Here is a 24792-nt window from a genome sequence, read left to right as displayed (position 1 = left end):
AGAGTCCTGAGCCATGGCCCAATATCAGAACTTCTTCACGCAGGTGCAGGTACGCAGCACCATCTACCCCGGAATTCCGATCCAGCCGGGAATATGGGTTCGTTCCGGCGAGGGCCGGTTCAACTACTGGCTCGGAAAGATCGGCGATGCCCAGGTCGGTCCGGTCTATCTCGGATTTTTCGGACTCGCCTCCATCGCCTGCGGCATCGTTGCGATCGAGATTATCGGCCTCAACATGATGGCCTCCGTGAACTGGAGCCCGATCGAATTCGTCAGGCAGTTGCCTTGGCTTTCGCTGGAGCCGCCAAAGCCCGAATACGGCATCAGCTTTCCGCCCTTGCAGGAAGGCGGCTGGTGGTTGATGGCCGGCTTCTTCCTGACCACCTCGATCCTGTTGTGGTGGGGACGCACTTACCGGCGAGCCCGGGCGCTCGGCATGGGCACGCACGTGTCGTGGGCCTTCGCGGCGGCGATCTGGCTCTATCTGGTGCTTGGCTTCATCCGGCCCCTGCTGATGGGACACTTCAGCGAAGCCGTTCCCTTCGGGATATTCCCGCATCTCGACTGGACCAACAATTTCTCGATCACCCACGGCAATCTCTTCTACAATCCATTCCACATGCTCTCGATCGCGTTCCTGTATGGCTCGGCGCTGCTGTTCGCTATGCACGGTGCGACGATCCTGGCGGTTAGCCGCTACGGCGGCGAGCGCGAGATCGAGCAGATCGTTGATAGGGGCACGGCGCTCGAGCGGGCCGCCCTGTTCTGGCGCTGGACCATGGGCTTCAACGCGACGGCGGAATCGATCCATCGGTGGGCCTGGTGGTTTGCCGTGCTCTGTCCGCTGACCGGCGGCATCGGGATCCTGCTCTCCGGCACCGTCGTCGACAATTGGTTCGACTGGGGCGTCAAGCATGGTCTGGCGCTGCCAAGATAATTCATATGGATTTCTGGACGCGGGCCGGACTGCAACATGCTGCCGCGGCGCGCGTACGCATTCATCGTCTTCCCGGCTCGGCTGTCCGAGACGACGCGGCGGCGTACGGCCTGATCCGGGCTTCGTGCGTTGATCGTCCGCCAACAAAAAACGGGTTCGAGGAACGCTAGGTGAGAGATAACGGGTTGTTGGAGGATATTTGCCCTGGTTCAGGTGTTCAAATCTCCGAAGGAGTCGCTGGGGAATCTCGGCGCATTGCAGGCCGCGAACCTGATCGCGGCAGCCAGCGACGTCGCTGTGATCATCGACGGCGAGGGGGTCATTCGCGATGTCGCTTTCAACAAAGAGGATCTGTCGCTCGAGCTCGACGCCCACGGCCGCTGGCTCGGTTCGAAGCTTGCCGAAATCGTGACCTCCGAGACCAGTGCGAAGGCCAAGGAACTGCTCCTGGATGCGGCGACCCGAAAATCGTCGATCTGGCGTCAGGTGAACCATCCGTCGCCCGGCGGCGCAGATATTCCGGTGCTGTATTCGGCCGTCAACATCGGACGCGACGATCGTTTCGTCGTGGTCGGTCGGGACCTCCGGCCGCTTGCAGCGATGCAACAGCGGCTCGTCAACGCCCAGCAATCGATGGAGCGCGACTATGTCCGGCTGCGTCACGCCGAAACGCGCTATCGCCTGTTGTTCCAGGTATCATCGGAAGCGGTCATGATCGTTGACGCCTCCAACTACGCGATCCTTGAGATCAATCCGGCGGCGCTGGCGCTGCTCGACGAGAGCGCGCCGCAGGTTCTGAAATCAAACTTTTCCTCACATTTCGATCCGGCAGATGCCGAACCGGTTCAAACCCTGCTGTCCAATGTTCGTGCCACCGGTCGCGACGGCAACGTCCGCGCCCGGCTTGCGAAGGGAGATCGGGACTGCTTTGTTGCTGCATCCCAGTTCCGGCAGGAGAACGCGACCTTGTTTCTGGTTCGCCTGTTGTCGCAGCAGGCGCCGCCGCAAGTCGGCGCGTTGAAGGCGACATCGAGCTTGCTGGAGTATTTCGACGCCGCGCCCGACGCATTGGTCATCACCGGCCATGACGGCCGTATCGTCAAGGTGAACCCGGCCTTTACAGAGATGGCCCAGCTCAGCAGCGCTGAGCAGTCACGTGGGGAATCGCTGGATCGCTGGCTCGGCCGTGCCGGTGTCGACTTTGCGGTGGCGTTCGCCAATCTTCGCCAGACCGGCTCGATCAAGCTGTTCTCGACCTCGTTGCGCGGCGAACATGGCGCCACCACGGATGTCGAGGTCTCAGCGGCCTCTCTGGTCCACGAGGACCGCAAGCAGGGTTTCGGCTTCGCAATCCGCAATGTCGAGAAGCGTCTTTCGGCATCGCCGTCCTCGGCTCGCGAACTCCCGCGCTCCGTCGCCCAACTCACCGAACGGATCGGTCGTGTTCCGCTGCGCGATCTCGTGCGCGAGGCGACCGATGTCATCGAAAAATTGTCGATCGAGGCCGCTCTAGAATTGACCGGCGACAACCGTGCATCGGCTGCTGAAATGCTTGGACTCAGCCGTCAGAGTCTATACGTCAAGCTCCGGCGCTTCGGCCTTGCCGAGCACGCAGGTGATGGGGAGGCTGAAGATGACTAGTGCCGTTGTCAGTCATCCTGCGCCGTCGGTCGTTCTCGAACTGCTGAAGCCGATCACCTGGTTTCCGCCGATGTGGGCCCTGGGATGCGGGATCGTCTCCTCGGGCGTTTCGCCTGGCGAGTGTTGGCCGATGATCATCGCCGGCGTGCTGCTGGCGGGACCGATGGTCTGCGGCACCAGCCAGGCTGTCAACGACTGGTATGACCGGCATGTCGATGCCATCAACGAGCCCGACCGTCCGATTCCGTCCGGACGCATTCCGGGCCGCTGGGGTTTCTACATCGCGATCGTGTGGACGGCGTTGTCGTTATTACTTGCGACGATGCTCGGCACCTGGGGCTTTGTCGCAGCGATCGTCGGCCTCGTGCTGGCCTGGGCCTATAGCGCGCCGCCGATCCGCCTCAAGCAGAACGGCTGGTGGGGCAATGCGGCATGTGGGCTCTGCTATGAGGGTCTGCCCTGGTTTACGGGCGCCGCGGTGATGAGCGCATCCGTGCCCGACTGGCGCATCGTTCTGATTGCACTGCTTTACAGTGTCGGCGCTCACGGCATCATGACCCTCAATGACTTCAAGTCGGTTGAAGGCGACAAGCGGATGGGCATCAACTCGCTTCCGGTGCTGCTTGGCGTCGGCAATGCTGCACGGTTTGCCTGTCTCGTGATGGCGGTTCCGCAGATTGCGGTCGTGGCACTCCTGATGTCATGGCAGCGTCCGTTTTATGCGGCGGTGGTCGCCGTGTTGCTGCTCGCGCAATTGTTTCTGATGGTGCATTTTCTGAAGAGCCCGCGCCAGCGCGCGCCCTGGTATAACGGCACCGGGATCAGCTGTTATGTCGTCGGCATGCTCATCAGCGCCTTTGCGCTGGCGGCGATGAAAGCGGGCTGATCATGAACAATCCGGTGCTCTCGTGGTTTGGCATCATCAGGCTCGGCCTGGTTCAGACCGGCCTCGGTGCGATCGTGGTCTTGACGACGTCGACGCTGAACAGGGTGATGGTGGTCGAGCTGGCAACGCCGGCGATGCTGCCCGGCGCTCTCGTCGCCATTCACTATGCTCTTCAGGTCTTCCGGCCGGCATGGGGTCATGGCTCGGATCTCGGGGCTCGGCGGACGCCATGGATTCTCGGCGGCATGGCGGTGCTCGCAACCGGCGGACTAATGGCCGCGGTAGCGACGGCCTGGATGACGACGCATCCGTTGTTCGGCATTGCGCTTGCGGTGGTCGCCTTCTGCCTGATCGGCGTCGGGGTCGGCGCCGCCGGTACGTCGCTGCTGGTTCTGCTTGCGAAGCGCACCGACGACAACCGCCGCGCGGCGGCCGCGACCATCGTCTGGGTGATGATGATTGCAGGCTTTATCGTGACCACCGGCGTCGCAGGCCATTTGCTCGATCCGTTTTCGCCGGCTCGGCTGGTCATTGTGTCGGGAGCGGTATCGGCAGCGGCAATGGTTCTGACCTGCATCGGCGTGTGGGGCGTCGAAGGAGAGTCGGTTGCCGAGGTCAAATCGGTCTCCAAGCAGCCGCCGGGCCGGGCGTCTTTCCGCGAGGCCTACCTGGAAGTCTGGTCCGAACCAAGATCACGGCGATTCGCGATCTTCGTCTTTGTCTCGATGCTCGCCTATAGCGCACAAGATCTTATTCTCGAGCCGTTCGCCGGCGCGGTGTTCGGCTTCACGCCCGGCGAGACGACGAAGCTTTCGGGTGTCCAGCATGCTGGCACGTTGATCGGCATGGCATTGGTGCCGCTGATCGGCGCCATCTTTCCACGATCTCGTGGAAATCTGCAGATTTGGACCATCGGTGGGTGCCTGGCTTCGGCGATCGCGCTGTTATGTTTGGCGGCAGCGGCGGTCGTTGGACCGTCCTGGCCGTTGCGTGAGACCGTGTTCATGCTCGGCGTCACCAACGGCGCCTATGCTGTGGCGGCGATCGGCTCGATGATGGCGCTGGTCGGAGCGGGCGATGAGAAGCGCGAAGGTGTGCGCATGGGCCTGTGGGGCGCGGCGCAGGCGTTCGCGTTCGGGATCGGTGGATTCCTGGGAACGCTGGCCAGCGACGTCGCGCGCTATGTCCTGACGTCGGTGGCATTGTCCTATTCTGCGGTGTTCGCATCGGAAGCGGCATTGTTCGTCGTTGCCGCCGTGATGGCCGTTTGGGTTCATCGTGCTCCGGCAAAGGTTGCGATGCAGCAGCGCCTTTTTGATTCGCCGGTAGCTGCTATCGCAGAAGGAGCGCGGTCATGACCAGTTCGGAGATTTTCGATGTCGTGGTGATCGGCGGCGGGCCGTCCGGCGCGACGGCTGCGCACGATCTTGCAAAGCTCGGGCGGAGCGTGTTGTTGCTCGACCGTGCCGGGCGCATCAAGCCTTGCGGTGGCGCGATCCCGCCGCGGCTGATCCGCGACTTCGACATCCCCGATCACCTGTTGGTCGCGCGCGTCAACTCCGCCCGAATGGTGTCGCCCTCGAACCAGCAGGTCGAAATGCCGATCGACGGCGGCTTCGTCGGCATGGTCGACCGCGATGTCTTTGACGAATGGCTACGGACACGTGCCGCCGAGGCTGGCGCGAAGCGGAGGACTGGCCTGTTCAAGCGCTTCGAACGAGATGAAACCGACACGACCGTTGTTTATTATGAGGAACGCTACGTCGACGGGACCATGGCGGAAAAGACCGTTCGGACCCGCGCGCTGATCGGCGCCGATGGCGCCTTGTCGGCCGTGGCACGGCAGTGTCTGCCCGGTGCGGACCGGCCGCCTTACGTGTTTGCCTATCATGAGATCGTCCGCGCTCCGCCGGCGGCGTCCAGCTTCGACGGTGCACGTTGCGACGTCTATTACCGCGGCAGCGTGTCTCCCGACTTCTACGGCTGGGTCTTCCCGCATGGCGACACCGTCAGCGTCGGCACGGGTTCCGCCCGCAAGGGATTTTCATTACGGGAGTCCGTGGGAGGGCTGCGAGATGCCGCGGGGCTTGGAGCGTCCGAGACGATCCGCCGCGAAGGCGCGCCGATTCCGCTGCACCCGCTGCCGCGATGGGATGATGGGCAAAGCGTGCTGCTCGCCGGCGATGCAGCGGGTGTCGTTGCTCCCGCGTCGGGTGAGGGCATTTACTACGCGATGATTGGCGGACGCTTGTCGGCGGAAGCCGTCGACGAGTTCCTGGAGACCGGGGACGCCAAGGCTCTGCGCAATGCGCGGAAGCGCTTCATGCGGCTGCATGGCGTCGTGTTCTGGATTCTCGGTGTGATGCAGTGGTACTGGTACTCCAACGATCGCCGCCGTGAACGCTTCGTCAGCATCTGCCGGGACCGCGACGTCCAGAAGCTGACGTGGGATGCTTATATGAACAAGGAACTGGTTCGCGCCAAGCCGGTCGCCCATGTGCGCATCTTCTTCAAGAACCTTGCCCACATGGCAGGGCTGGCATCGGCGTAATGGCCAGTCGCGGCAATTTCTGGAAGCCCGTCCTGATCGCGGCTTCGGTTGCGATCTTCATTGCGGTGCTCGGCGGGACGTTGACCGATACCGGGGCCTGGTATCAAGGCCTGCAAAAGCCCTCATGGCAGCCACCGGACTGGCTGTTCGGTCCCGCCTGGACCTTGATCTTTGCGCTGGCGACGGCCTCGGCGGTCGATGCCTGGCGCAACGCCGGGAGCCGCGCGCAACGGGAATGGGTTATCGCGCTGTTTGCCCTGAACGGATTTTTCAATGTGTTGTGGAGCACGTTGTTCTTTGCGCTGAAACGTCCGGATTGGGCGCTGATCGAGGTGGTGTTCCTGTGGCTCTCGATCCTGTTGCCGATGATCGTGTTCTGGCGCTTCGCAAAGCTCGCGAGTCTTTATCTGGTGCCTTATCTGTTGTGGGTGTCGTTCGCCGCATTTCTCAACCTGACGGTCGTCCGCCTCAATGCACCTTTCGCATGACCAACGGTTGCCAGGATCGGATGTCTATGTGATCGTCCGATATGGCTGATCTGTTTGCGAGTGGACGCCTCGTCGATTTCATTCTCGTCGTGGTCTTTCTCGAGGCTACGGCCTTGTTGGTATATTGGTCGCGTGTCCGGCGAGGCATCTCGCCACGCGATCTCCTACCTAATCTGTGTGCCGGCTTGTTTCTTCTGCTCTCTCTGCGCGCAACCCTCGCCGGCAGCGGCTGGATGTTGGCAAGCTTCTTCCTCGCGGCGGCCGGACTCGCGCATTTGACCGACGTCACCCAGCGGTGGCGCAACTAGCCACGCGCTGGCCCTGCGCCGGTTGGCTATTTCTTCTCGGAGAATTTGTTGATGTAGGCGATGACGTCCTTGCGCTGCTGCTCGTCGGTGAGCTTGAACGCCATTTTGGTAGAGCCGGTCGCGAGATCCGCCTTGCCCTTGTCGGTGAGGAATTTCTTCAGGAATGCATTCGGATCAGGCAGGTACTGCATGATCAGCTCGTCGGACCAGACCAGTCCGTTCTCGCCGGCGGCCTTGTTGAGCGCCGAATAGGCGAAGCCAGGCGCCGTTCCCGATTGCCGGCCGATGACGCCGGTCAAGACCGGTCCGACCAGGTTCTTGGCATCCGGCCCGATGCGGTGGCAGGTCATGCACTGCTTGAAAATCTGCTCACCCTTGGCCGCGTCCTGCGCCAGAGCCGCACTGCTCGAAAAGACAATGGCTGCTGCGACACAAGCAAAAACTGCAGATTTCACCGGCACGTTGCTCTCCCTGACTTCTGTTTGGGCTCGATTTGGGTGTTAGGATATATTGACGGTTATAAATATCAATCAATGTTGTCGGTTCCTGACGTTCTTTTGAGCGGCGTCAAACGAGTTCCTGAGGGATTCTGCTAGCTATGTTTTTATCAGCAAGCTTCTCACTAGGACGGCCACAGCCGGTGTCAGGTAAATGTGACAACTAAAACATTCAAAACACAGGTGTTTCTTGACTTTGCGCCGGATTCTGCGCATTCCTATCGGATAGGGCCTCAGTTTCGGGTGCCGAGTGTCAGGCAACGTTGGCACGTCGCGTGCATTGGTACAAAGCCGGTGTTTCGACAGCTTCACGCTTCCGCAGAGAATGATCGGCAGATAACAGAATGGCCGCATTACCGACCGTACAGCCCGACATCACCCTCTTGCTGGACATGGAGGGTGTGATCCGCGAGGCGACGCTGTCTCCGTCGATGAGCGCTGAGAGCGTCGACGGATGGCTCGGCCGCCCGTGGGTCGAAGTCGCCGGCGAGATGGGTGGCGAGAAGGTCAAGCGCATGGTCGATGACGCGCGCGTCACCGGCATCTCGGCGTTCCGCCAGATCAACCAGCGCTTTCCGAGCGGTCTCGAAATCCCGATGGAATACACCACGGTGCTATTGGGCGGCCGTGCCGGGATGCTCGCGATCGGAAAGAATCTGCAAGCGGTCGCAGAGTTGCAGTCACGCCTGATCGCGGCCCAGCAGACGATGGAGCGCGACTATTGGAAGCTGCGCGAAATCGAGACCCGCTACCGTCTGGTCTTCGACGCATCCAACGAAGCCGTCTTGATCGTGTCGGCCGCCAATTTGCGGATCCTGGAAGCCAACCGTACTGCGATCGAGGCGCTGAATTCGCCGCGTCGCCGCAATGAGGACATCGCGGGACGCGAGCTGCTGCATGACATCGCCGCTGAGGACCGCGACGCGGTTCGCGAAGTGCTGGCGCGCATCCGCGAGCGCGGCAAGGCGCTGAGCATCCTTGTGCATCTTGGCCCTGAAGCGAGGCCCTGGATGCTGCGGGGCTCGCTGATGACGGCGGAGCCCGGCCACGTATTTCTGCTGCAATTCACCGCGGCAACCGAGCTGTCGGCTTCGACGGAGAAGGGCGAGCCTTCGACCATCGAGGAGTTGGTCGAGCATCTGCCGGACGGATTCGTGGCGCTCGACGAGACCGGTATCATTCGCCACGCCAATCAGGCCTTCCTCGATCTGGTGCAGCTCGGTTCGAAGGGGTCCGCAATCGGGGAATCGCTTGGTCGGTGGCTCTGGCAGCCGGGCGCCGATCTGAATGCACTCCTTTCGAACATCCAGCGGCACAAGACCGTGCGGCTGTTCACGACGTCGGTTCGCGGCGAGCTCGGTACCGAGACCGAGGTCGAGATATCGGCCGGGACCGGAGAGGGCGAGCCGGATCAGATCGGCGTGCTGATTCGCAATGTAGCCCGTCGCCTGCCGTCGGGCAGCGAGAGTGATTTTCTGCGCACCGCGCTGGGCTCGATGAGCGAGCAAATCGGGAAATCGTCGCTGCGCCAGCTCGTCAAGAATACGGTTGGCGTGGTCGAACAGCACTATGTGAAGCAGGCGCTCGAGCTTGCGGGCGGCAACCGGACGGCGACGGCTGAACTTCTGGGATTGAGCCGCCAGAGCCTTTATGCAAAGCTCAATCGTTACGGCCTGGACGACAAAGAGCCGGACGCCGAGGAAACCCCAGAGGACTGAGTTGGCGCTGCACTCGCTCGCTACACCAGCATTCGGAAAAGCCGACCTTTCGAACTGCGAACGGGAAGAGATCCATCTCGCGGGCTCGATTCAGCCCCACGGCGCCCTGTTGGTCGTCAGCGAGCCAGATCACCGTGTCGTGCAGGCCAGCGCCAATGCCGCGGCATTTCTCAATCTGAAGCAAGTCGACGGCATGGCGCTCGCGGATCTCGACGGCGACCTGCTCGTCCGAATTCTCCCGCACCTCGACCCGACCGCCCAGGGAATGCCGATCGCGGTGCGCTGCAGGATCGGAAGCCCCGGCGCCGAATATGACGGGCTTTTGCATCGTCCGCCCGAAGGAGGACTGGTCATCGAGCTGGAGCGGGCCGGACCGTCGGTCGATTTGACCAGGTACATCGCCAAGGCGCTCGAGAAGATACGCACCGCCTCCTCGATTCGCGCACTATGCGAAGAGGCCGCGACCTTGTTTCAGGATCGTACCGGCTACGACCGGGTGATGGTCTACCGTTTCGATGACGAGGGCCACGGCGAAGTATTTTCGGAGCGCCGCAAGCCGGAGCTCGAGGCGTATCTGGGCAATCGCTATCCTGCGACCGATATCCCGCAGATGGCGCGGCGGCTCTATGAGCGTACGCGAGTCCGCGTGCTCGTGGATGTAAACTATCAGCCCGTCCCGCTGCAGCCCCGGCTGTCGCCGATCACCGGACGGGATCTGGACATGTCGGTCTGCTTCCTGCGCAGCATGTCGCCGATTCACCTTCAGTACCTGAAGAATATGGGTGTGGGCGCGACCCTGGTGATCTCGCTGGTGGTCGGCGGAAAGCTGTGGGGCCTCGTCGCCTGTCATCATTACGAGCCGCGCTTCATCCATTTTGAATTGCGGGCCGTTTGCGAACTGCTTGCCGAGGCGATCGCGACACGCATCGCGGCGCTCGAGAGCTTTGCGCAAAGCCAGTCAGAGATCTTCGTGCAACGGCTCGAGCAGCGAATGATCGAAGCGATGTCGCGCGAAGGCGACTGGCGAGGCGCGATCTTCGATAGCTCGCAATCGATCCTGCAGCCGCTCGGGGCGAGCGGAAGCGCTCTGATTTATGAAGGCCAGATCATTTCGACCGGTGAGGTTCCGGGGACACAGGAAATCAGGGAGATCGGCGCGTGGCTGGACACGCATCGCGATCGGTCTGTGGTGGCGACGGCATCGCTCGGGCTGGACCTTCCGCAATTCGCGGGGATCACGAAGGTCGCGAGCGGCATCGCGGTGACGCCGATCTCCAGCAATCCCGGCGAGTACCTGATCTGGTTCCGGCCGGAGCGCATCCGCACGGTGACCTGGGGTGGCGATCCGTTGAAGCCGTTCGTGATCGGCAACAGCCCCTCGGATTTGTCGCCACGCCGGTCGTTCGCGCAGTGGCATCAGCAGGTAGAGGGAACGTCCGACCCTTGGACGCCCGCCGATCTTGCCGCCGCGCGCCTGATCGGTCAGTCGGTAGCGGACATTGTCCTGCAATTCCGCGCGGTGCGCACGCTCATCGTCCAGGACCAGCTCGAACAGTTCAGTCGCCAGGTGCGCGTGTCCGAGCAGCCGGTGATCATCGCCGATATCGACGGCAAGATTCTGCTGATGAACGAGGCGTTCAAGACGTTGCTGCCGAAGGATCATTCCGCGTTCGGCCGGCTGGATGAACTGGCCGGAGCTTTTCAACAATCGGACCGTTTCCTCCGCGATGTTGCGGAGCTCATCCGTCACCATCGCCCGTGGCGCGGCGAGTTGCTGTTGCGCAGCGAAGGCAACCGGGAAAAGCCGTTGATGATCAGGGCTGATCCGGTGCATCCGTCGCGGGACCGGGTGCTCGGCTTCGTGCTGATCTTCTCCGATATCACCGACCGAAAGGCCGCCGAGAGCGCGCGCAGCCGTTTCCAGGAAGGCATCGTTCAGAGCAATCGGATCAGCAGCGTCCGTCTCGATTCCAAGACCGATCTCGTCTACCAGAACCTGCTGTCGTCGGTGATCGAGAACGCCCAGCTCGCCGCGCTCGAAATCACCTATGGTGTGGAAACCGGCCGGATCGCCGAGATGCTCGAGAGCGTCCGCAATTCGACGCTGCGCACTGCTGAAGTGCTGGAGCATCTGATCTGGCATGCGTCGCGGACGTCGGGCGGCGGCAAGCCGAAGGCCTGAATCTGCACGCGTGGCCAACCTACTCCACGGCGGCGACCGTGGCCGACCCATGCGGCACCGCAGCCTCGACGGCGCAGGAGAGGTCGATATTCATGGAAAAGGCGATTGCACCTTCCTCCACCACGGCCTGCGGATCGGACGAAAGTGCAGCGGCCTCGTCGAGCGCTTTGCGATAGTCGGCCTTCAACATGTCCAGATCGGAAAAGCGCGGAAAATCGTAGAAGGCCAGCTCTGAAGGGCGAAGCTCCAGCGTGCGCGCCAGCAATCGCTGCAGGATCTGCCCCCCGCTGAGGTCCCCGAGATAGCGGGTATAGGCATGGGCTATCAGCCGCATGCCGTCGCCCCCGGCCACATGCGTAATCCGATTGGCGTAGATCTCTCCGGCGGCAAGCAGCGGAATGTCCTCAATTCGTCGCTCGCCACACAGCGCAGCAAGGTCGGATTCGATCGCGAGCGTGCGCTCAAGCCGGTAGCGGGAGAGCAATGCGATGCCGGGTGAATCGCGATGGCGTTCGAGCCCATGCTCCATGGCCCGGTAGGCGGGGAGCAGATTGCGCAACAACACGATGTAGCCTGCCCGGCTTGCTTCACCCCGCAGCAGACTGCGAATGATGCCGGTCCGTTCGGCCTCTGCATGCAGGGCCTTGGTACGGAGATAAAGCGCGGTCACGACGCTGGGCGGGGAGGAGACATCCGCCGTCGCAACCGTCATTCCCGTCACGTCCGCAAGGGGGTTGGAGGGTAAGCTTCGTCGGGTCAATCTGCGCCGTCCTTGTGCGCCGAGGCCGGTCACTTCCGCCCCTTCATTTGCTCGATCAGGCCGTGCGCCTGTTGCGGCGCGGTGATCGCATCTGCCGACATCATATCGGCTCCCATCGACGCCACAAGGCCGGGCTGCGCGGTTATCATAGGGCCGCCGAGAATGATGCCGACCTGCCGGTTGCGCGAGTCGCGCCGGATGTCGTGGATGTCTTTCTTCAACTCGTCGAGCCGACGGTCGCTGCTGACGGAGAAGCCGACAATGTCGAACCAGTGATTATGCACCAGTGATGTCAGCTCCTGGTGCGACGAGAACGGCCCGGTACAGAGATTCCAGCCGGCGCGGCGGAAGAACTCGGCCACCATGGATAGTCCGAAGCTGTGCTGGTCGCCGGGAATGATCGTCAGCAGGGCCGATTCGCCGCCGTGGTCGTCGCTGGCTTCCTGCACGAAGCTGTCGCCCAGGCGGTGGATGATGAGCTGCAATCGCCCGACGGCGAGTGTTACGCTGGCAAAATCCGTCGTGTCCGATTCCCACTGCGCGCCGAGCTGCCGCGCTGCGGGCGCCAGCAGATCGAGAAAGATCGATTCGACCGAGGCGCCTTTCGCCTGGAGATCCACGACATAGGCGAACGCCGCGCCGTCGTCTGCGCCAAGCGCCAGTGCGGCAAACACCTCCACCTCGGTCGGCGCGGTAGGTTCGGCGGTCTCCGCCGGTTTTGCAATCGGTGTGCTGCGTAACGCCAGCACGATCTTGGGAATGATCTGCGTCTTGATGGTTCGGACGACGGCGACCGGTTGCAGTGTCGGCCGAAAGCGCCAGATCGGCGTCGGGATTCGCTGTCGCAGCGATTTGGGACGAGGCGCCGACGCGGTGTCGGTGGCGCTACCGGCTGAGAAGGATTGCTCGTTCACATCGGTCATATCTCACTCCCCCCAACATTAAGTCCGCGAGTTCAAAAACCGTCAAGTTGAATTTACGTATGGTTTAGTTGACAGTTCTTGAAGCGAGGTTTAGCCTTCTTTCCATCAAGCCCGCACGTAGGGAGTGGCGCGGTGCAGCTTCGAGCAGCTAAAAGCGGCGACTTTCCCGAGCACGGCGACCCTTCGCCGGCAGATGCTCGCTTTCCCCGGCCAATATCGCATCACCGTGACGCAGAGCTGTCAAACAATCTTTACAGTTCCGTAGGTGAATACGTCGCTGCGCCTGCGAATGGAATTTCGCAGATTGGTAATGTCGCATCGCGAGCCCGTTCGGCAGCACAATCACTTAGGCCGCTGTACACGCCCGAACAGCGCCTTCGCCGCGATGCAACAAAGTGGACGCTGGTGCAGGGCATCCTCGCGCCGGTCCAGTTTGCGGTGTTCCTGATCAGCCTGGCGCTGGTGCTTCGTTATCTCTTCAACGGCGAAGGCTTTGCCGTCGCGACGGTGTCGATCGTCGTCAAGACGCTTGTGTTGTACGCGATCATGATCACCGGCTCGATCTGGGAACGTGAAGTCTTCGGCTGCTATCTGTTTGCACCGGCGTTCTTCTGGGAAGACGTCTTCAGCTTCCTCGTGCTGGCGCTGCACACCGGCTACCTCATTGCATTGTTCGCCGGGATCGGCGGCCCGCGCGAGCAGATGCTGCTCGCGCTCGCGGCGTACGCGTCATACTTCGTCAATGCCGCGCAGTTCTTGTTGAAGCTGCGTGCAGCGCGGCGTGACGAGCGCGTTGCATCATCGGCAGCTCTCTCCATTCCCGGGAGCCACGCATGAACGTGCATGTGCAGGGATGTCAGGTCGCAGCCGATGGCGCGCCAAAGCCAGTCCGCCGCGAGAATGGCCAGCGCGAGGTGTTCTGTGGGCTGACCGGTATCGTTTGGCTGCATCGCAAGATCCAGGACGCCTTCTTCCTGGTGGTGGGATCGCGCACCTGCGCGCATCTGATTCAGTCCGCCGCCGGCGTCATGATCTTCGCCGAGCCGCGATTTGCCACTGCGATCATGGAGGAGAAGGATCTCGCCGGGCTCACCGATGCCAACGACGAGCTGGACCGCATCGTGGCTCAGCTGATTGCCCGGCGGCCGGAGATCCGGCTGCTGTTCCTGGTCGGCTCCTGTCCGTCCGAAGTCATCAAGCTCGATCTGTCGCGCGCCGCATTGCGGCTGTCCCAGAAGTTTTCGCCTGCGGTCCGCATTCTCAATTACTCGGGCAGTGGAATCGAGACAACATTCACGCAAGGCGAGGATGCCTGTCTCGCCTCGCTCGTCCCCGCAGCCCCCCCGCCCCGGACGAGCGAGGACCAACTGCTCATCGTCGGCTCGCTGGCGGACGTGGTCGAGGATCAGTTCATCCGGCTGTTCGACGCGTTGGGGATCGGCCGTGTGCAGTTTCTGCCGCCGCGCAAGGCGGCAGCGCTTCCAGCGATTGGGCCAAACACCAGATTTCTCCTGGCTCAGCCGTTCCTCGCTGACACGGCGCGTGCTTTGGAAGATCGCGGCGCCAAGCGATTGGCCGCGCCGTTCCCCTTGGGCGTGGAGGGCACGACGGCATGGCTGCGTGCAGCTGCCGATACGTTCGGTGTCGCGCCCGCGCTGTTCGAAGCGGTGACGCAACCCCATCGAATCAGGGCCGAGCGGGCTCTGCTTCGCTACCGCGTTCAATTGTCGGGCCGCAGCATTTTCCTGTTTCCGGATTCCCAGCTCGAAATTCCTCTGGCGAGGTTCCTCTCGCGTGAATTGTCGATGCAACTGGTCGAGGTCGGGACACCCTATCTGCACCGCGAGCATCTCGCTGAAGAGCTCAGGCTGCTGCCGGATGATGTCGTGCTGTCCGAAGGGCAGGACGTCGATTTGCAGCTTGACCGCTGCCGCGCCGCGCGCCCGGACCTGGTGGTGTGTGGGCTTGGGCTTGCCAATCCCCTGGAGGCCGAGGGCATGACCACGAAATGGTCGATCGAGCTCGTGTTCACACCGATCCAGGGCTACGAGCAGGCCGCAGATCTCGCTGAACTGTTTGCGCGCCCTCTGGTGCGCCGCGCGAAGTTGGTGGCCTGATCATGCAGCTCACGGTGTGGACATATGAAGGACCTCCCCACGTCGGCGCGATGCGCGTCGCGACGGGAATGGAGGGCCTGCATTATGTGCTGCACGCGCCGCAGGGCGATACCTATGCGGATCTGCTGTTCACGATGATCGAACGCCGCGACCGACGCCCACCCGTGACCTACACGACGTTTTCCGCGCGGGATCTCGGCGGCGACACCGCCGAGCTGTTCAAGACCGCGGCCCAGCATGCCTATGATCGCTTCCAGCCGCAGGCGATGCTCGTCGGCGCGTCCTGCACCGGGTCGCTGATCCAGGACGACCCCGGCGGTCTGGCGCGTGCGCTCGATCTCCCGATCCCCGTTGTGGCCGTCGATCTGCCGGCCTATCAGCGCAAGGAAAATTGGGGCGCGGCCGAAACGTTCTATCAATTGGTGCGCGCGCTCGCCGGGCCGTCAGCGCCCGCACCCGGAACATCGCGTCCGCAGCGTGCCGCGGGAGTCCGCGCCCGCTGCAATCTGCTCGGCCCGACTGCTCTCGGCTTCCGCCATCGCGACGACAACGTCGAGATCACATCGCTGCTGGCAAAGCTTGGCATCGACGTGAACGTCACTGCGCCGATGGGGGCGACCCCGGCCGATATCGCACGACTTGGCGAGGCTGACTTCAACGTCGTGCTGTATCCCGAAATCGCGGGGCAGGCCGCGTCATGGCTGCAACGGACGTTCGGCCAACCCTTCACCAAAACCATTCCAATCGGCGTCTCGGCCACGCGCGAGTTCGTCGAAGAGGTCGCGAAGCTCTCCGGTGTCGATGCGTCGGCGACGCTGGCCTCGGGCTCGACCCGGCTGCCGTGGTACTCGCGTTCGGTCGACTCAACCTATCTCACCGGCAAGCGTGTCTTTATCTTTGGCGACGCCACCCACGCCGTTGCCGCCGCACGCATTGCATCCGACGAGCTCGGCTTCAAGGTCGTCGGTCTCGGCACCTACAGCCGCGAATTCGGCCGCGAAATCCGGGACGCGGCAAAACGTTATGACGTCGAACCCTTGATCACCGACGACTATCTGGAGGTCGAGGCCAAGGTCGCAGAACTGCAGCCCGAGTTGGTGCTGGGGACGCAGATGGAGCGTCATATCGCCAAGCGCCTCGGCGTTCCCTGCGCCGTGATCTCGGCGCCGGTGCATGTACAGGATTTTCCGGCACGCTACGCGCCGCAGATGGGGTTTGAGGGCGCCAACGTCATCTTCGATACCTGGGTGCACCCGCTGATGATGGGCCTCGAAGAGCATCTGCTCGCGATGTTCAAGGATGATTTCGAATTCAAGGACGGCGCCGTGCCGTCGCATCTCGGCGCGGGCAATTCAGCGCCCGTTGCTGATCGGCCGGTTGAGGTTTCTGTCCCTGCGTCGAATATCGCAGCCGTTTGGGCGGCGGACGCCGAGAAGGAACTGCACAAAATCCCGTTCTTTGTCCGCGGCAAGGCGCGCCGCAACACCGAACGTTTCGCCAATGAAAACGGCGTTGCCACCATAACCATTGAGACGCTCTACGATGCCAAAGCGCATTACGCCCGCTGACGCGACGCCTCTCCGGGTCGTCGTCGTGACCATGGACAGTCATCTGTCCGGCGCGGCTGCGCGTGCGCAGGCACTGTTGAGGAATAACTTCCCGGGGCTGTCGCTCACGGTGCATTCCGCAGACGAATGGGGCACTGACGACGCAGCGCTCGATCGCTGCAAGGCCGATATTGCCCGCGGCGACATCGTGATCGCCACCATGCTGTTTCTCGACGACCATGTTCGCGCTGTGATGCCGGCACTTGTTACACGGCGCAATGATTGCGACGCGATGATCTGCTGCATGTCGGCGGCCGAGATTGTCAAGCTGACGCGGGTCGGCAAGTTCGACATGAGCGGTGAGGCGCTCGGCGCCATCGCATGGCTGAAGAAGCTGCGCGGCAATCGCAAGGGCAGCCCCGGCGGCAAGGGCGAGATGAAGATGCTGCGGCAGCTGCCCAAGTTGCTGCGCTTCATTCCCGGCACCGCGCAGGACATGCGCGCCTATTTCCTGACGCTGCAATACTGGCTGGCTGGGTCCGAGCAGAACATCGCCAACATGATCCGCCTGCTGGTCGATCGGTATGCGGAAGGACCGCGCCGCGGCCTGCGGGGCATCGTGAAGGCCGAGGCGCCGGTCGACTATGCCGATATCGGTGTTTACCATCCGCGCTTCAAGGGACGCATCGCGGATACAGCCGATCGCTTACCTGCCCTGGCTGGCGAGCGCGGCACCGTCGGCCTCCTTCTATTGCGCTCCTATCTGCTGGCCGGAAATGCCGGTCACTATGATGGTGTGATCGCGGCGTTCGAGGCGAGGGGGCTGCGCGTCATTCCCGCTTTCGCGAGTGGCCTGGATCAGCGCCCGGCAATCGAACGCTTCTTCATGAAGGACGGAAGCAGCATCGTCGATGCCGTGGTCTCGCTGACCGGTTTCTCGCTGGTCGGCGGCCCCGCCTACAACGACTCCCGGGCAGCCGAAGACATTCTCGCCAAGCTCGATGTACCCTATCTGTCGGCGCATCCCGTCGAATTCCAGACGCTCGAGCAGTGGGGCGCCTCGGATCGTGGTCTGATGCCGGTGGAGAGCACCATCATGGTGGCGATCCCCGAGCTGGACGGTGCGGCGGGGCCGATGGTCTATGGCGGCCGCTCCGACGGCGCAGGCGCTCCCTGCACCGGCTGTGAACGCGCCTGCATTTTCGCATCGGCCGAGACCGGCGGCGCAATGCATGTCTGCAGCGAGCGTGCCGACATGCTGGCGGCGCGTACGGCGCGTCTGGTCGCGACGCGCCGTACGGAGCGCCGGGATCGTAAGGTTGCGATCGTCCTGTTCAACTTCCCGCCGAATGCCGGCAACACCGGCACTGCGGCGTTTCTCTCTGTGTTCGAATCGCTGCATCGAACGCTTTGCGCAATGAAGCGCGCAGGTTATCAGGTCGAAGTGCCCGAAAGCGCCGACGCGTTGCGCGAGAGCATCGTGGTCGGTAACGCCGCCCGCTTTGGCGCCGATGCCAACGTCCACACCAAGATTCCGGCTGGCGACCACGTCCGCCGCGAAAAATGGTTGCGGCAGATCGAGGCGCAATGGGGGCCGGGACCGGGCAAGCAGCAGAGCGATGGCAGCTCGATCTTCGTGCTCGGAGAGCGCTTCGGTAACGTCTTCGTCGGGGTCCAGCCAGCATTTGGATATGAGGGCGATCCGATGCGGTTGTTGTTCGAGAAGGGCTTTGCGCCGACGCATGCCTTCTCGGCATTTTATCGCTGGCTGCGCGAGGATTTCGGCGCCGGCGCGGTGCTGCATTTCGGAACCCACGGCGCGCTCGAATTCATGCCGGGCAAGCAGGCCGGTCTCTCCGGCGCATGCTGGCCCGACCGCATGATCGACGATCTGCCGAATCTCTATCTCTATGCCTCGAACAACCCGTCCGAAGGCACGATCGCCAAGCGCCGTTCGGCTGCGACGCTGATCAGCTATCTGACGCCACCGGTCGCCCATGCCGGACTCTACAAGGGTCTGGTTGAGCTGAAGGCTTCGATCGCGCGCTGGCGTGGACTTGCTCCGGAAGACGATGCGGAACGCAGAGATATCGCGACATTGATACAGGCCCAGGCCAGTGCTCTCGAGCTAACCGAGGCGTCTCCCGCCTGGATGGATCCGGCCGCAGCGGTCGGCAAATTGTCGGAAGCCGTGCTCGAGCTTGAATACACCCTGATCCCGCATGGACTGCATGTCGTCGGTGAAACGCCGTCAGTCGGACAGCGGGTCGAGATGCTGCAGGCAGTCGCGGATGCCTCGCACGGCGCACGCCCGGACAAATCGATCCTCGAGGCGCTGGTGACGGGCGAGGCGCCCGAAGTGTTGGCCGCGAGGGACGACGCCGCGCTGGCGCTTTACAAGGAATTGGCTGGCATCGATCGCATCCTTCAGCAGGATCACGAACTGCCTGCGATCCTGCATGCGCTGGACGGAAAATTCATTCGGCCGGCACCGGGCGGCGATCTCCTGCGCACGCCGGCGATCCTGCCGACGGGCCGCAATCTCCATGGCTTCGATCCGTTCCGCATTCCCAGCGCCTTTGCCGTGCAGGACGGAGCACACCAGGCCGAGCGGCTGATCGACAAGCATGTCGGCGAAGGACACGGCATCCCGGAATCTGTCGCGATTGTGCTGTGGGGTACCGATAATCTCAAGAACGAGGGCGCACCGATCGGGCAAGCGCTGGCCTTGCTTGGGGCAAGACCGCGCTTTGACGGCTATGGCCGCTTGACCGGCGCGGAATTGATCCCGCTCGATCAGCTCAACCGGCCGCGGATCGACGTCATCATCACCATGTCCGGCATCTTCCGCGATCTGCTGCCGCTGCAGATCAAGTTGCTGGCCGAGGCCTGCTTCCTGGCAGCATCCGCCGATGAGCCGGTCGAACGGAATTTCGTGCGCAAGCACGTCTTGGCGTTTCAGGCAGCCAACAATTGCGACCTGGAAACGGCGTCCTTGCGCGTGTTCGGCAATGCCGACGGCGCCTATGGGTCGAACGTCAATCATCTGGTCGAGAACGGCCGCTGGGATAACGAGGATGAACTGGCCGAGACCTATACCCGCCGCAAGAGCTTTGCCTATGGCCTCAAGGGCCAGCCGGTGCAGCAGACGGCGCTGTTGAAGAACGCGCTCGCTACTGTCGATCTCGCCTATCAGAACCTCGACTCGGTCGAACTCGGCGTCACCACGGTCGATCATTATTTCGACACGCTCGGCGGCATCAGCCGTGCGGTGCGGATGGCCAGGGGCGGCCAGTCGGCGCCGGTCTATATCGGCGACCAGACCCGCGGCGCGGGTACGGTCCGCACGTTGTCGGAGCAGGTCGCGCTGGAAACCCGCACCAGGATGCTCAATCCGAAATGGTACGAGGGCATGCTCAAGCACGGCTATGAGGGCGTGCGCCAGATCGAGGAACACGTCACCAACACCATGGGCTGGTCGGCGACGACGGGCGAGGTGGCGCCGTGGGTCTACCGGCAGCTCACCGAGACCTTCATGCTCGATCCCGAAATGCGTGAGCGCCTGGCCTCGCTCAATCCGGTCGCCTCCGCGAAGGTCGCGAACCGGCTGATCGAAGCGCACGAACGCAAATACTGGTCGCCCGATCCGGAGATGCTCGATGTCCTGCGCAGGGCAGGCGAAGAGCTCGAAGACCGCCTCGAAGGCGTGGGAGTTGCCGCATGAATGTCCAGACCAAACCATCGTCGCTCAAGAGCCCGTCCTGTTGCGGCGATGGCGAAGGCAGCGTGCAAGTACAGCTCGATCCCAAGCTCAAGATCGGAACCGCAAAAGTGTTCTCGGTCTACGGCAAGGGCGGCATCGGCAAGAGCACGACGTCGTCGAATCTCTCCGTTGCCTTTTCCAGGCTCGGCAAGCGCGTGCTGCAGATCGGCTGCGATCCCAAGCATGACTCAACCTTCACGCTGACCAAGCGCCTGGTCCCGACCGTGATCGACGTGCTGGAATCCGTGAACTTCCACGCCGAGGAACTTCGCCCTGAGGATTTCGTGTTCGAAGGCTACAATGGCGTGATGTGCCTGGAGGCGGGCGGCCCGCCGGCGGGCACCGGCTGCGGCGGCTATGTCGTCGGCCAGACCGTGAAGCTTCTGAAGGAACACCATCTGCTCGAAGACACCGACGTGGTGATCTTCGACGTGCTCGGTGATGTCGTATGCGGCGGCTTCGCAGCACCCTTGCAACACTCAGACCGCGCGCTGATCGTCGCAGCCAATGATTTCGACTCGATCTTCGCGATGAACCGCATCGTCGCCGCAATCGAGGCCAAATCGAGAAATTACGGCGTCCGGCTCGGCGGCGTGATCGCCAATCGCAGCAAGGATACCGACCAGATCGACCGCTACAACGAACAGGCCGGCTTGAAGCGCGTCGCGCATTTCCCGGACCTCGACGTCATCCGCAAAAGCCGCCTGAAGAAATCGACGCTGTTTGAAATGGACGAGACGCCTGAATTGAAGGCCGTCACCGACGAATACATGCGCCTCGCCGCCGAGCTCTGGGCCGGAACGATCGAGCCGTTGCCCGGCAAGTCACTGAAGGACCGTGAAATCTTCGATCTGTTGGGGTTTGACTGATGTCCATCGCAACCTATCTCGAACGGCGTGGCGAGCTTGAGACCTATTTCGACCGGACCGCGGTCGATGCCTGGGCCAAACTGACGTCGGATGCTCCGGTCGGCCGCATCAGGGCAACCGTCCGCGCCGGCCGGGACGAGATGCGCAACACGCTGCTGTCGTGGCTGCCGCAGAGCATGAGCGGCGCGCGATTGCTGGACGCTGGCTGCGGCACCGGTGCCTTGTCGATCGAGGCCGCGCGGCGTGGCGCTCGCGTGGTTGCGATCGATCTGTCGCCAACGCTGGTGTCGGTGGCGCGAGAGCGGCTGCCGTCGGACCTCGATTCCTCCACCATCGAATTCCGCTCCGGCGACATGCTCGACCCCAAGCTCGGCAGGTTCGACTTCGTGGTCGCGATGGACTCGCTGATCCATTATCGCCCGGCTGATACCTGCCGGGTAATGGCCGGGTTGGCGGAGCGCACCGCCGAGGCCCTGCTGGTGACGTTCGCTCCGAAAACACCGGCTCTGGCCGTGATGCATGCTGTCGGCCGCCTTTTCCCGCGCGGCGATCGCGCACCGGCGATCGAGCCGGTTGGCGAGCAGAAATTGCGCCGGCTGCTGATGTCGGAAGAAGGGCTGGAGCGCTGGCAGCTCGGCCGCAGCCATCGCGTCGCCAGCGGATTCTACAAGTCGCAGGCCTTAGAAATGAAGCCTTGGAGATGATTCCCCGATGACCCGGATTTCGTCGACATTGGCAAAAGGCTGGATGCGGCTCGGGACCCGCTTCCTACCCTTTGCGGACGCGGCAACGACGGAGCTTCCGCTCGGACGGCTGCTGCGTCTGTCGCTGTTCCAGGTGTCGACTGGTATCTCGATCGTGCTGCTGAACGGCACGCTCAACCGTGTGATGATCGTCGAGCTCGGCGTCTCCACGCTTTTGGTCTCGCTGATGGTGTCGATACCGTTGGTGTTCGCGCCTTTCAGGGTGCTGATCGGCTTCAAGTCCGACAATCATCGCTCGGTGCTGGGCTGGCGCAGGGTGCCCTATATCTGGATGGGAACGCTGATCCAGTTCGGCGGCTTCGCCATTCTGCCGTTTGCGCTGCTTGTGCTGTCAGGCACCGGCGAATATCCCGCGGTCTACGGACAATTCGGCGCAGCGCTCGCCTTCCTGCTGGTCGGAGCCGGCATGCATACGGCCCAGACGGCGGGTCTCGCGCTCGCCACTGATCTCGCGCCAGCCGATGCGCGGCCGCGCGTGGTGGCCTTTCTCTATGTGATGCTGCTGTTCGGAATGGCCGGCAGCGCGCTAATCTTCAGTGAGCTCTTGCGCAACTTCAACGAGATACGCCTGATCCAGGTGATCCAGGGCGTTGCCGTCACGCAATTGCTGCTCAACATCGCCGCCCTGTGGAAGCAGGAGGCGCGCAATCCGGCACTGACGTCAGCTGCGCGAGAGCGGCCCGAATTCCAGCACTCCTGGGCCAGGTTCCGCAATGCCGGCGGCTCCGTCCGCGTCCTCGTTGCGGTGGCGCTCGGGACCTCGGCATTCTCGATGCAGGATATTCTGCTCGAACCCTACGGCGCCGAAATCCTCAAGCTGACCGTAGGCCAGACCACGGCGCTCACGGCGTTCTTCGCGCTCGGCACGCTGGCCGGATTTGGCCTCGCCGCAAGGACGCTGGGACGCAACGCCGATCCCTATCGCATCGCCGGCTTCGGCGCGGTAGCGGGCGTATTCGCGTTCGCTGCGGTGATCTTCGCAGCGCCCCTGGGCTCGGTGCTGCTGTTTCGGATCGGCACTGCGCTGATTGGTTTCGGAGGCGGGCTGTTTGCGGCGGGAACGCTGACCGCGGCGATGGCGCTGGCGCGTGACGGCGAAAGCGGATTGGCGCTGGGCACCTGGGGCGCCGTGCAGGCGACCGCGGCCGGTGGCGGGATCGCGCTCGGCGGCGGCATTCGTGATGCCGTGACGTCGCTGGCGTCGGGCGGCGCGCTCGGCCGCGCGCTGACGGACCCGTCGACGGGATACAGCGTCGTCTACCACATCGAAATTGCGTTGTTATTCGCCACTCTGGTTGCGATCGGTCCGCTCGTGCGCTCGGCACGCGCGAGCTTCACGCAGCCATCCACAAAGTTCGGCCTGGCGGAATTTCCAGGCTAGTCAACGACAGGGAGGTCGCCCATGCAGCCCGACGCGTATATGGACCTGGCACAGGTCACGCTCTACGTCTTCTGGATCTTCTTCGCCGGCCTGATCTTCTATCTGCGCCGCGAAGACAAGCGCGAAGGTTATCCGCTCGAATCGACCGGGATCAACGGTGGGATCGCGCATGGCTTTCCGCGCATGCCCGATCCCAAGACCTATCTCTTGCGGGACGGGCACACCGCGACGCTACCGAACCACAAGAACGATCGCCCCGACGTCGCGTTGGCGCCGATTGCCGTGTGGCCGGGCGCGCCGGCGGAGCCGACCGGCAATCCGATGCTCGATGGCGTCGGGCCCGGGTCCTACGCCAATCGTGAGGACGTTCCCGAACTGACGATGGACAACATCCCGTGCATCGTTCCGCTACGTGTTGCCGAAGGCACCTATCTTGAATCCCGCGATCCCGATCCGCGCGGCATGCGGGTCAACGGCGCGGACAGCGAACCGGGTGGCATCGTCACCGACGTCTGGGTCGATCGTGCGGAAGCCCTGATCCGCTATCTCGAAGTCGAGGTCCCGATTATCGGCGGCGTGAAGCGCGTGCTGCTGCCGGTGCCTTTCGCCAAGATCGACGGCCGCCGCAGCCGGGTCTGGGTCAACGCCATCCTCGGCAGCCAGTTCGCCGACGTCCCTGCCACCAAGAGTCCGGATCAGGTGACCAAGCTCGAGGAAGATCGCATCGTCGGATATTACGGCGCGGGCACGCTCTATGCCACGCCGGCGCGTCAGGAGCCGCTGCTGTGAAACAGGATCACCAACAGTTCAATTCGCAGTTCAAGGAACTGCCGGCGCCGCTGCCGATCGGTGAGCGTGTGATCTGGCAGGGCAAGCCCAGCTTCAAGGGGCTGGCGTTGCGGTCGTTCCACATCCGTGAGGTCGGGATCTATTTTGGCGTCCTGCTGGCGTGGCGGCTGTGGTCGAACTGGTCGCAAGGCGTGCCGGCCCGGGATGTCGTCATTTCGGCGCTCTGGTTGATCGCTCCGGCGATCAGCGCCATCGCCGTGCTCGCCGGCCTCGCGTGGCTGTTCCGCCGCGCCGCCTGCTACACGCTCACCAGCAAGCGGGTCCTGTTCCAGTTCGGCGTTGCGCTGCCGATGACCATGAACATCCCGCTGAGCAAGATCACCAACGCCGCCCTGAAGATCCATCGCGACGGGTCGGGCGACATTCCGCTCGGCGTCTCTGACGGCAAGCGCGTCTCGTACTTGCTGCTGTGGCCGCATATCCGCCCCTGGCGGCTGCGCGCGCCCGAGCCGATGCTGTGCGCGCTGCCGGATGCCGCGATCGTCGCCGCGAAGCTTTCGGACGCGTTGGGCGGCCAGCCCGCGCCGACGGCGGTCGCGCTCTCGGCGTCCGCCAACCGCAATTTGGTCTCGGGCGTCACGGCAAATTCGCCGTCGACCGCGGCTGCCTGA

21 protein-coding genes are annotated in these 24792 nt (G+C 63.1%); 18 read left to right on the top strand and 3 right to left on the bottom strand.

The genetic code is table 11. The features are described 5' to 3' along the window. The first annotated feature begins 13 nt into the window (after window positions 1-13). The 7 genes from pufM (at window position 14) to C7G41_RS27415 (ending at window position 6811) form a co-directional block, all read left to right on the top strand. Window positions 14-937 carry a photosynthetic reaction center subunit M gene (gene pufM / locus C7G41_RS27445; protein WP_106945456.1) on the top strand — a complete coding sequence of 308 codons (924 nt, stop codon included), beginning with the start codon at window positions 14-16 and terminating at the stop codon, window positions 935-937. Window positions 938-1192: 255 nt separating this feature from the next. Beyond that, the gene (gene ppsR / locus C7G41_RS27440) at window positions 1193-2578 is read left to right on the top strand and encodes a transcriptional regulator PpsR (protein ID WP_373681163.1); all 1386 of its coding nucleotides are present in this window, start codon (window positions 1193-1195) and stop codon (window positions 2576-2578) included. Next, window positions 2571-3464, top strand: coding sequence for a chlorophyll synthase ChlG (gene chlG / locus C7G41_RS27435; RefSeq protein ID WP_106945454.1), 894 nt, complete (start codon window positions 2571-2573; stop codon window positions 3462-3464). The genes ppsR (C7G41_RS27440) and chlG overlap by 8 nt, the downstream gene beginning before the upstream one ends. 2 nt (window positions 3465-3466) lie before the next feature. Further along, on the top strand, window positions 3467-4822 hold the full coding sequence (locus C7G41_RS27430) for a BCD family MFS transporter (RefSeq protein ID WP_106945453.1): 1356 nt from the start codon (window positions 3467-3469) through the stop codon (window positions 4820-4822). Next, window positions 4819-6015 (top strand): geranylgeranyl diphosphate reductase, encoded by a 1197-nt coding sequence (locus tag C7G41_RS27425; RefSeq protein WP_106945452.1) that lies wholly within the window; start codon window positions 4819-4821, stop codon window positions 6013-6015. Before C7G41_RS27430 ends, C7G41_RS27425 begins: the two co-directional genes overlap by 4 nt. Next, on the top strand, window positions 6015-6503 hold the full coding sequence (locus C7G41_RS27420) for a TspO/MBR family protein (RefSeq protein WP_106945451.1): 489 nt from the start codon (window positions 6015-6017) through the stop codon (window positions 6501-6503). The genes C7G41_RS27425 and C7G41_RS27420 overlap by 1 nt, the downstream gene beginning before the upstream one ends. 41 nt (window positions 6504-6544) lie before the next feature. Next, the gene (locus C7G41_RS27415; RefSeq protein ID WP_106945450.1) at window positions 6545-6811 is read left to right on the top strand and encodes a hypothetical protein; all 267 of its coding nucleotides are present in this window, start codon (window positions 6545-6547) and stop codon (window positions 6809-6811) included. A 26-nt stretch (window positions 6812-6837) separates the two neighbouring features. Here C7G41_RS27415 and C7G41_RS27410 read toward each other — a convergent pair whose 3' ends face one another. Next, a complete protein-coding gene (locus C7G41_RS27410) occupies window positions 6838-7272 on the bottom strand; it encodes a cytochrome c family protein (protein ID WP_106945449.1) in 435 nt (144 codons plus the stop codon). Window positions 7273-7652: 380 nt separating this feature from the next. On the opposite strand from C7G41_RS27410, the gene ppsR (C7G41_RS27405) reads away from it, so the two are divergent. Then, complete coding sequence (gene ppsR / locus C7G41_RS27405) at window positions 7653-9026, top strand: transcriptional regulator PpsR (protein WP_106945448.1); 1374 nt, start codon at window positions 7653-7655, stop codon at window positions 9024-9026. Window position 9027: 1 nt separating this feature from the next. Further along, on the top strand, window positions 9028-11208 hold the full coding sequence (locus C7G41_RS27400) for a GAF domain-containing protein (RefSeq protein WP_106945447.1): 2181 nt from the start codon (window positions 9028-9030) through the stop codon (window positions 11206-11208). A gap of 19 nt (window positions 11209-11227) precedes the next feature. Here the strand turns inward: C7G41_RS27400 and C7G41_RS27395 are convergent, their stop codons facing one another. Together C7G41_RS27395 and C7G41_RS27390 are read right to left on the bottom strand one after the other, a co-directional pair. Then, the gene (locus tag C7G41_RS27395) at window positions 11228-11920 is read right to left on the bottom strand and encodes a heme oxygenase (biliverdin-producing) (protein WP_199198642.1); all 693 of its coding nucleotides are present in this window, start codon (window positions 11918-11920) and stop codon (window positions 11228-11230) included. Window positions 11921-11997: 77 nt separating this feature from the next. Beyond that, window positions 11998-12891 carry a B12-binding domain-containing protein gene (locus C7G41_RS27390; protein ID WP_106945445.1) on the bottom strand — a complete coding sequence of 298 codons (894 nt, stop codon included), beginning with the start codon at window positions 12889-12891 and terminating at the stop codon, window positions 11998-12000. 294 nt (window positions 12892-13185) lie between these two features. Between C7G41_RS27390 and bchF the strand changes: the two genes are divergently transcribed. The 9 genes from bchF to puhB are packed head-to-tail and all read left to right on the top strand — an operon-like array spanning window position 13186 to window position 24792. After that, window positions 13186-13728, top strand: coding sequence for a 2-vinyl bacteriochlorophyllide hydratase (bchF, locus tag C7G41_RS27385; RefSeq protein ID WP_245446715.1), 543 nt, complete (start codon window positions 13186-13188; stop codon window positions 13726-13728). Beyond that, window positions 13725-15008 (top strand): ferredoxin:protochlorophyllide reductase (ATP-dependent) subunit N, encoded by a 1284-nt coding sequence (locus C7G41_RS27380; RefSeq protein ID WP_106945444.1) that lies wholly within the window; start codon window positions 13725-13727, stop codon window positions 15006-15008. Before bchF ends, C7G41_RS27380 begins: the two co-directional genes overlap by 4 nt. 2 nt (window positions 15009-15010) lie before the next feature. Further along, complete coding sequence (gene bchB / locus C7G41_RS27375; protein ID WP_106945443.1) at window positions 15011-16576, top strand: ferredoxin:protochlorophyllide reductase (ATP-dependent) subunit B; 1566 nt, start codon at window positions 15011-15013, stop codon at window positions 16574-16576. Continuing rightward, entirely contained in the window at window positions 16551-20279 is a 3729-nt protein-coding gene (locus C7G41_RS27370) for a magnesium chelatase subunit H (RefSeq protein WP_106945442.1), read from the top strand. Before bchB ends, C7G41_RS27370 begins: the two co-directional genes overlap by 26 nt. After that, the gene (gene bchL / locus C7G41_RS27365) at window positions 20276-21187 is read left to right on the top strand and encodes a ferredoxin:protochlorophyllide reductase (ATP-dependent) iron-sulfur ATP-binding protein (protein WP_106945441.1); all 912 of its coding nucleotides are present in this window, start codon (window positions 20276-20278) and stop codon (window positions 21185-21187) included. The genes C7G41_RS27370 and bchL overlap by 4 nt, the downstream gene beginning before the upstream one ends. After that, window positions 21187-21891, top strand: a complete 705-nt coding sequence (bchM, locus tag C7G41_RS27360; RefSeq protein ID WP_106945440.1) for a magnesium protoporphyrin IX methyltransferase — start codon at window positions 21187-21189, stop codon at window positions 21889-21891. The genes bchL and bchM overlap by 1 nt, the downstream gene beginning before the upstream one ends. 7 nt (window positions 21892-21898) lie before the next feature. Further along, window positions 21899-23332, top strand: coding sequence for an MFS transporter (locus C7G41_RS27355; RefSeq protein ID WP_106945439.1), 1434 nt, complete (start codon window positions 21899-21901; stop codon window positions 23330-23332). 21 nt (window positions 23333-23353) lie between these two features. Then, window positions 23354-24121, top strand: coding sequence for a photosynthetic reaction center subunit H (gene puhA, locus C7G41_RS27350; protein WP_106945438.1), 768 nt, complete (start codon window positions 23354-23356; stop codon window positions 24119-24121). After that, on the top strand, window positions 24118-24792 hold the full coding sequence (gene puhB / locus C7G41_RS27345) for a photosynthetic complex putative assembly protein PuhB (protein ID WP_106945437.1): 675 nt from the start codon (window positions 24118-24120) through the stop codon (window positions 24790-24792). The genes puhA and puhB overlap by 4 nt, the downstream gene beginning before the upstream one ends.

Origin of the sequence: Bradyrhizobium sp. MOS002 (assembly GCF_003020115.1) — a bacterium.
Classification (GTDB): Bacteria; Pseudomonadota; Alphaproteobacteria; order Rhizobiales; family Xanthobacteraceae; genus Bradyrhizobium.
This window is presented reverse-complemented; position numbering and strand designations above follow the sequence as displayed.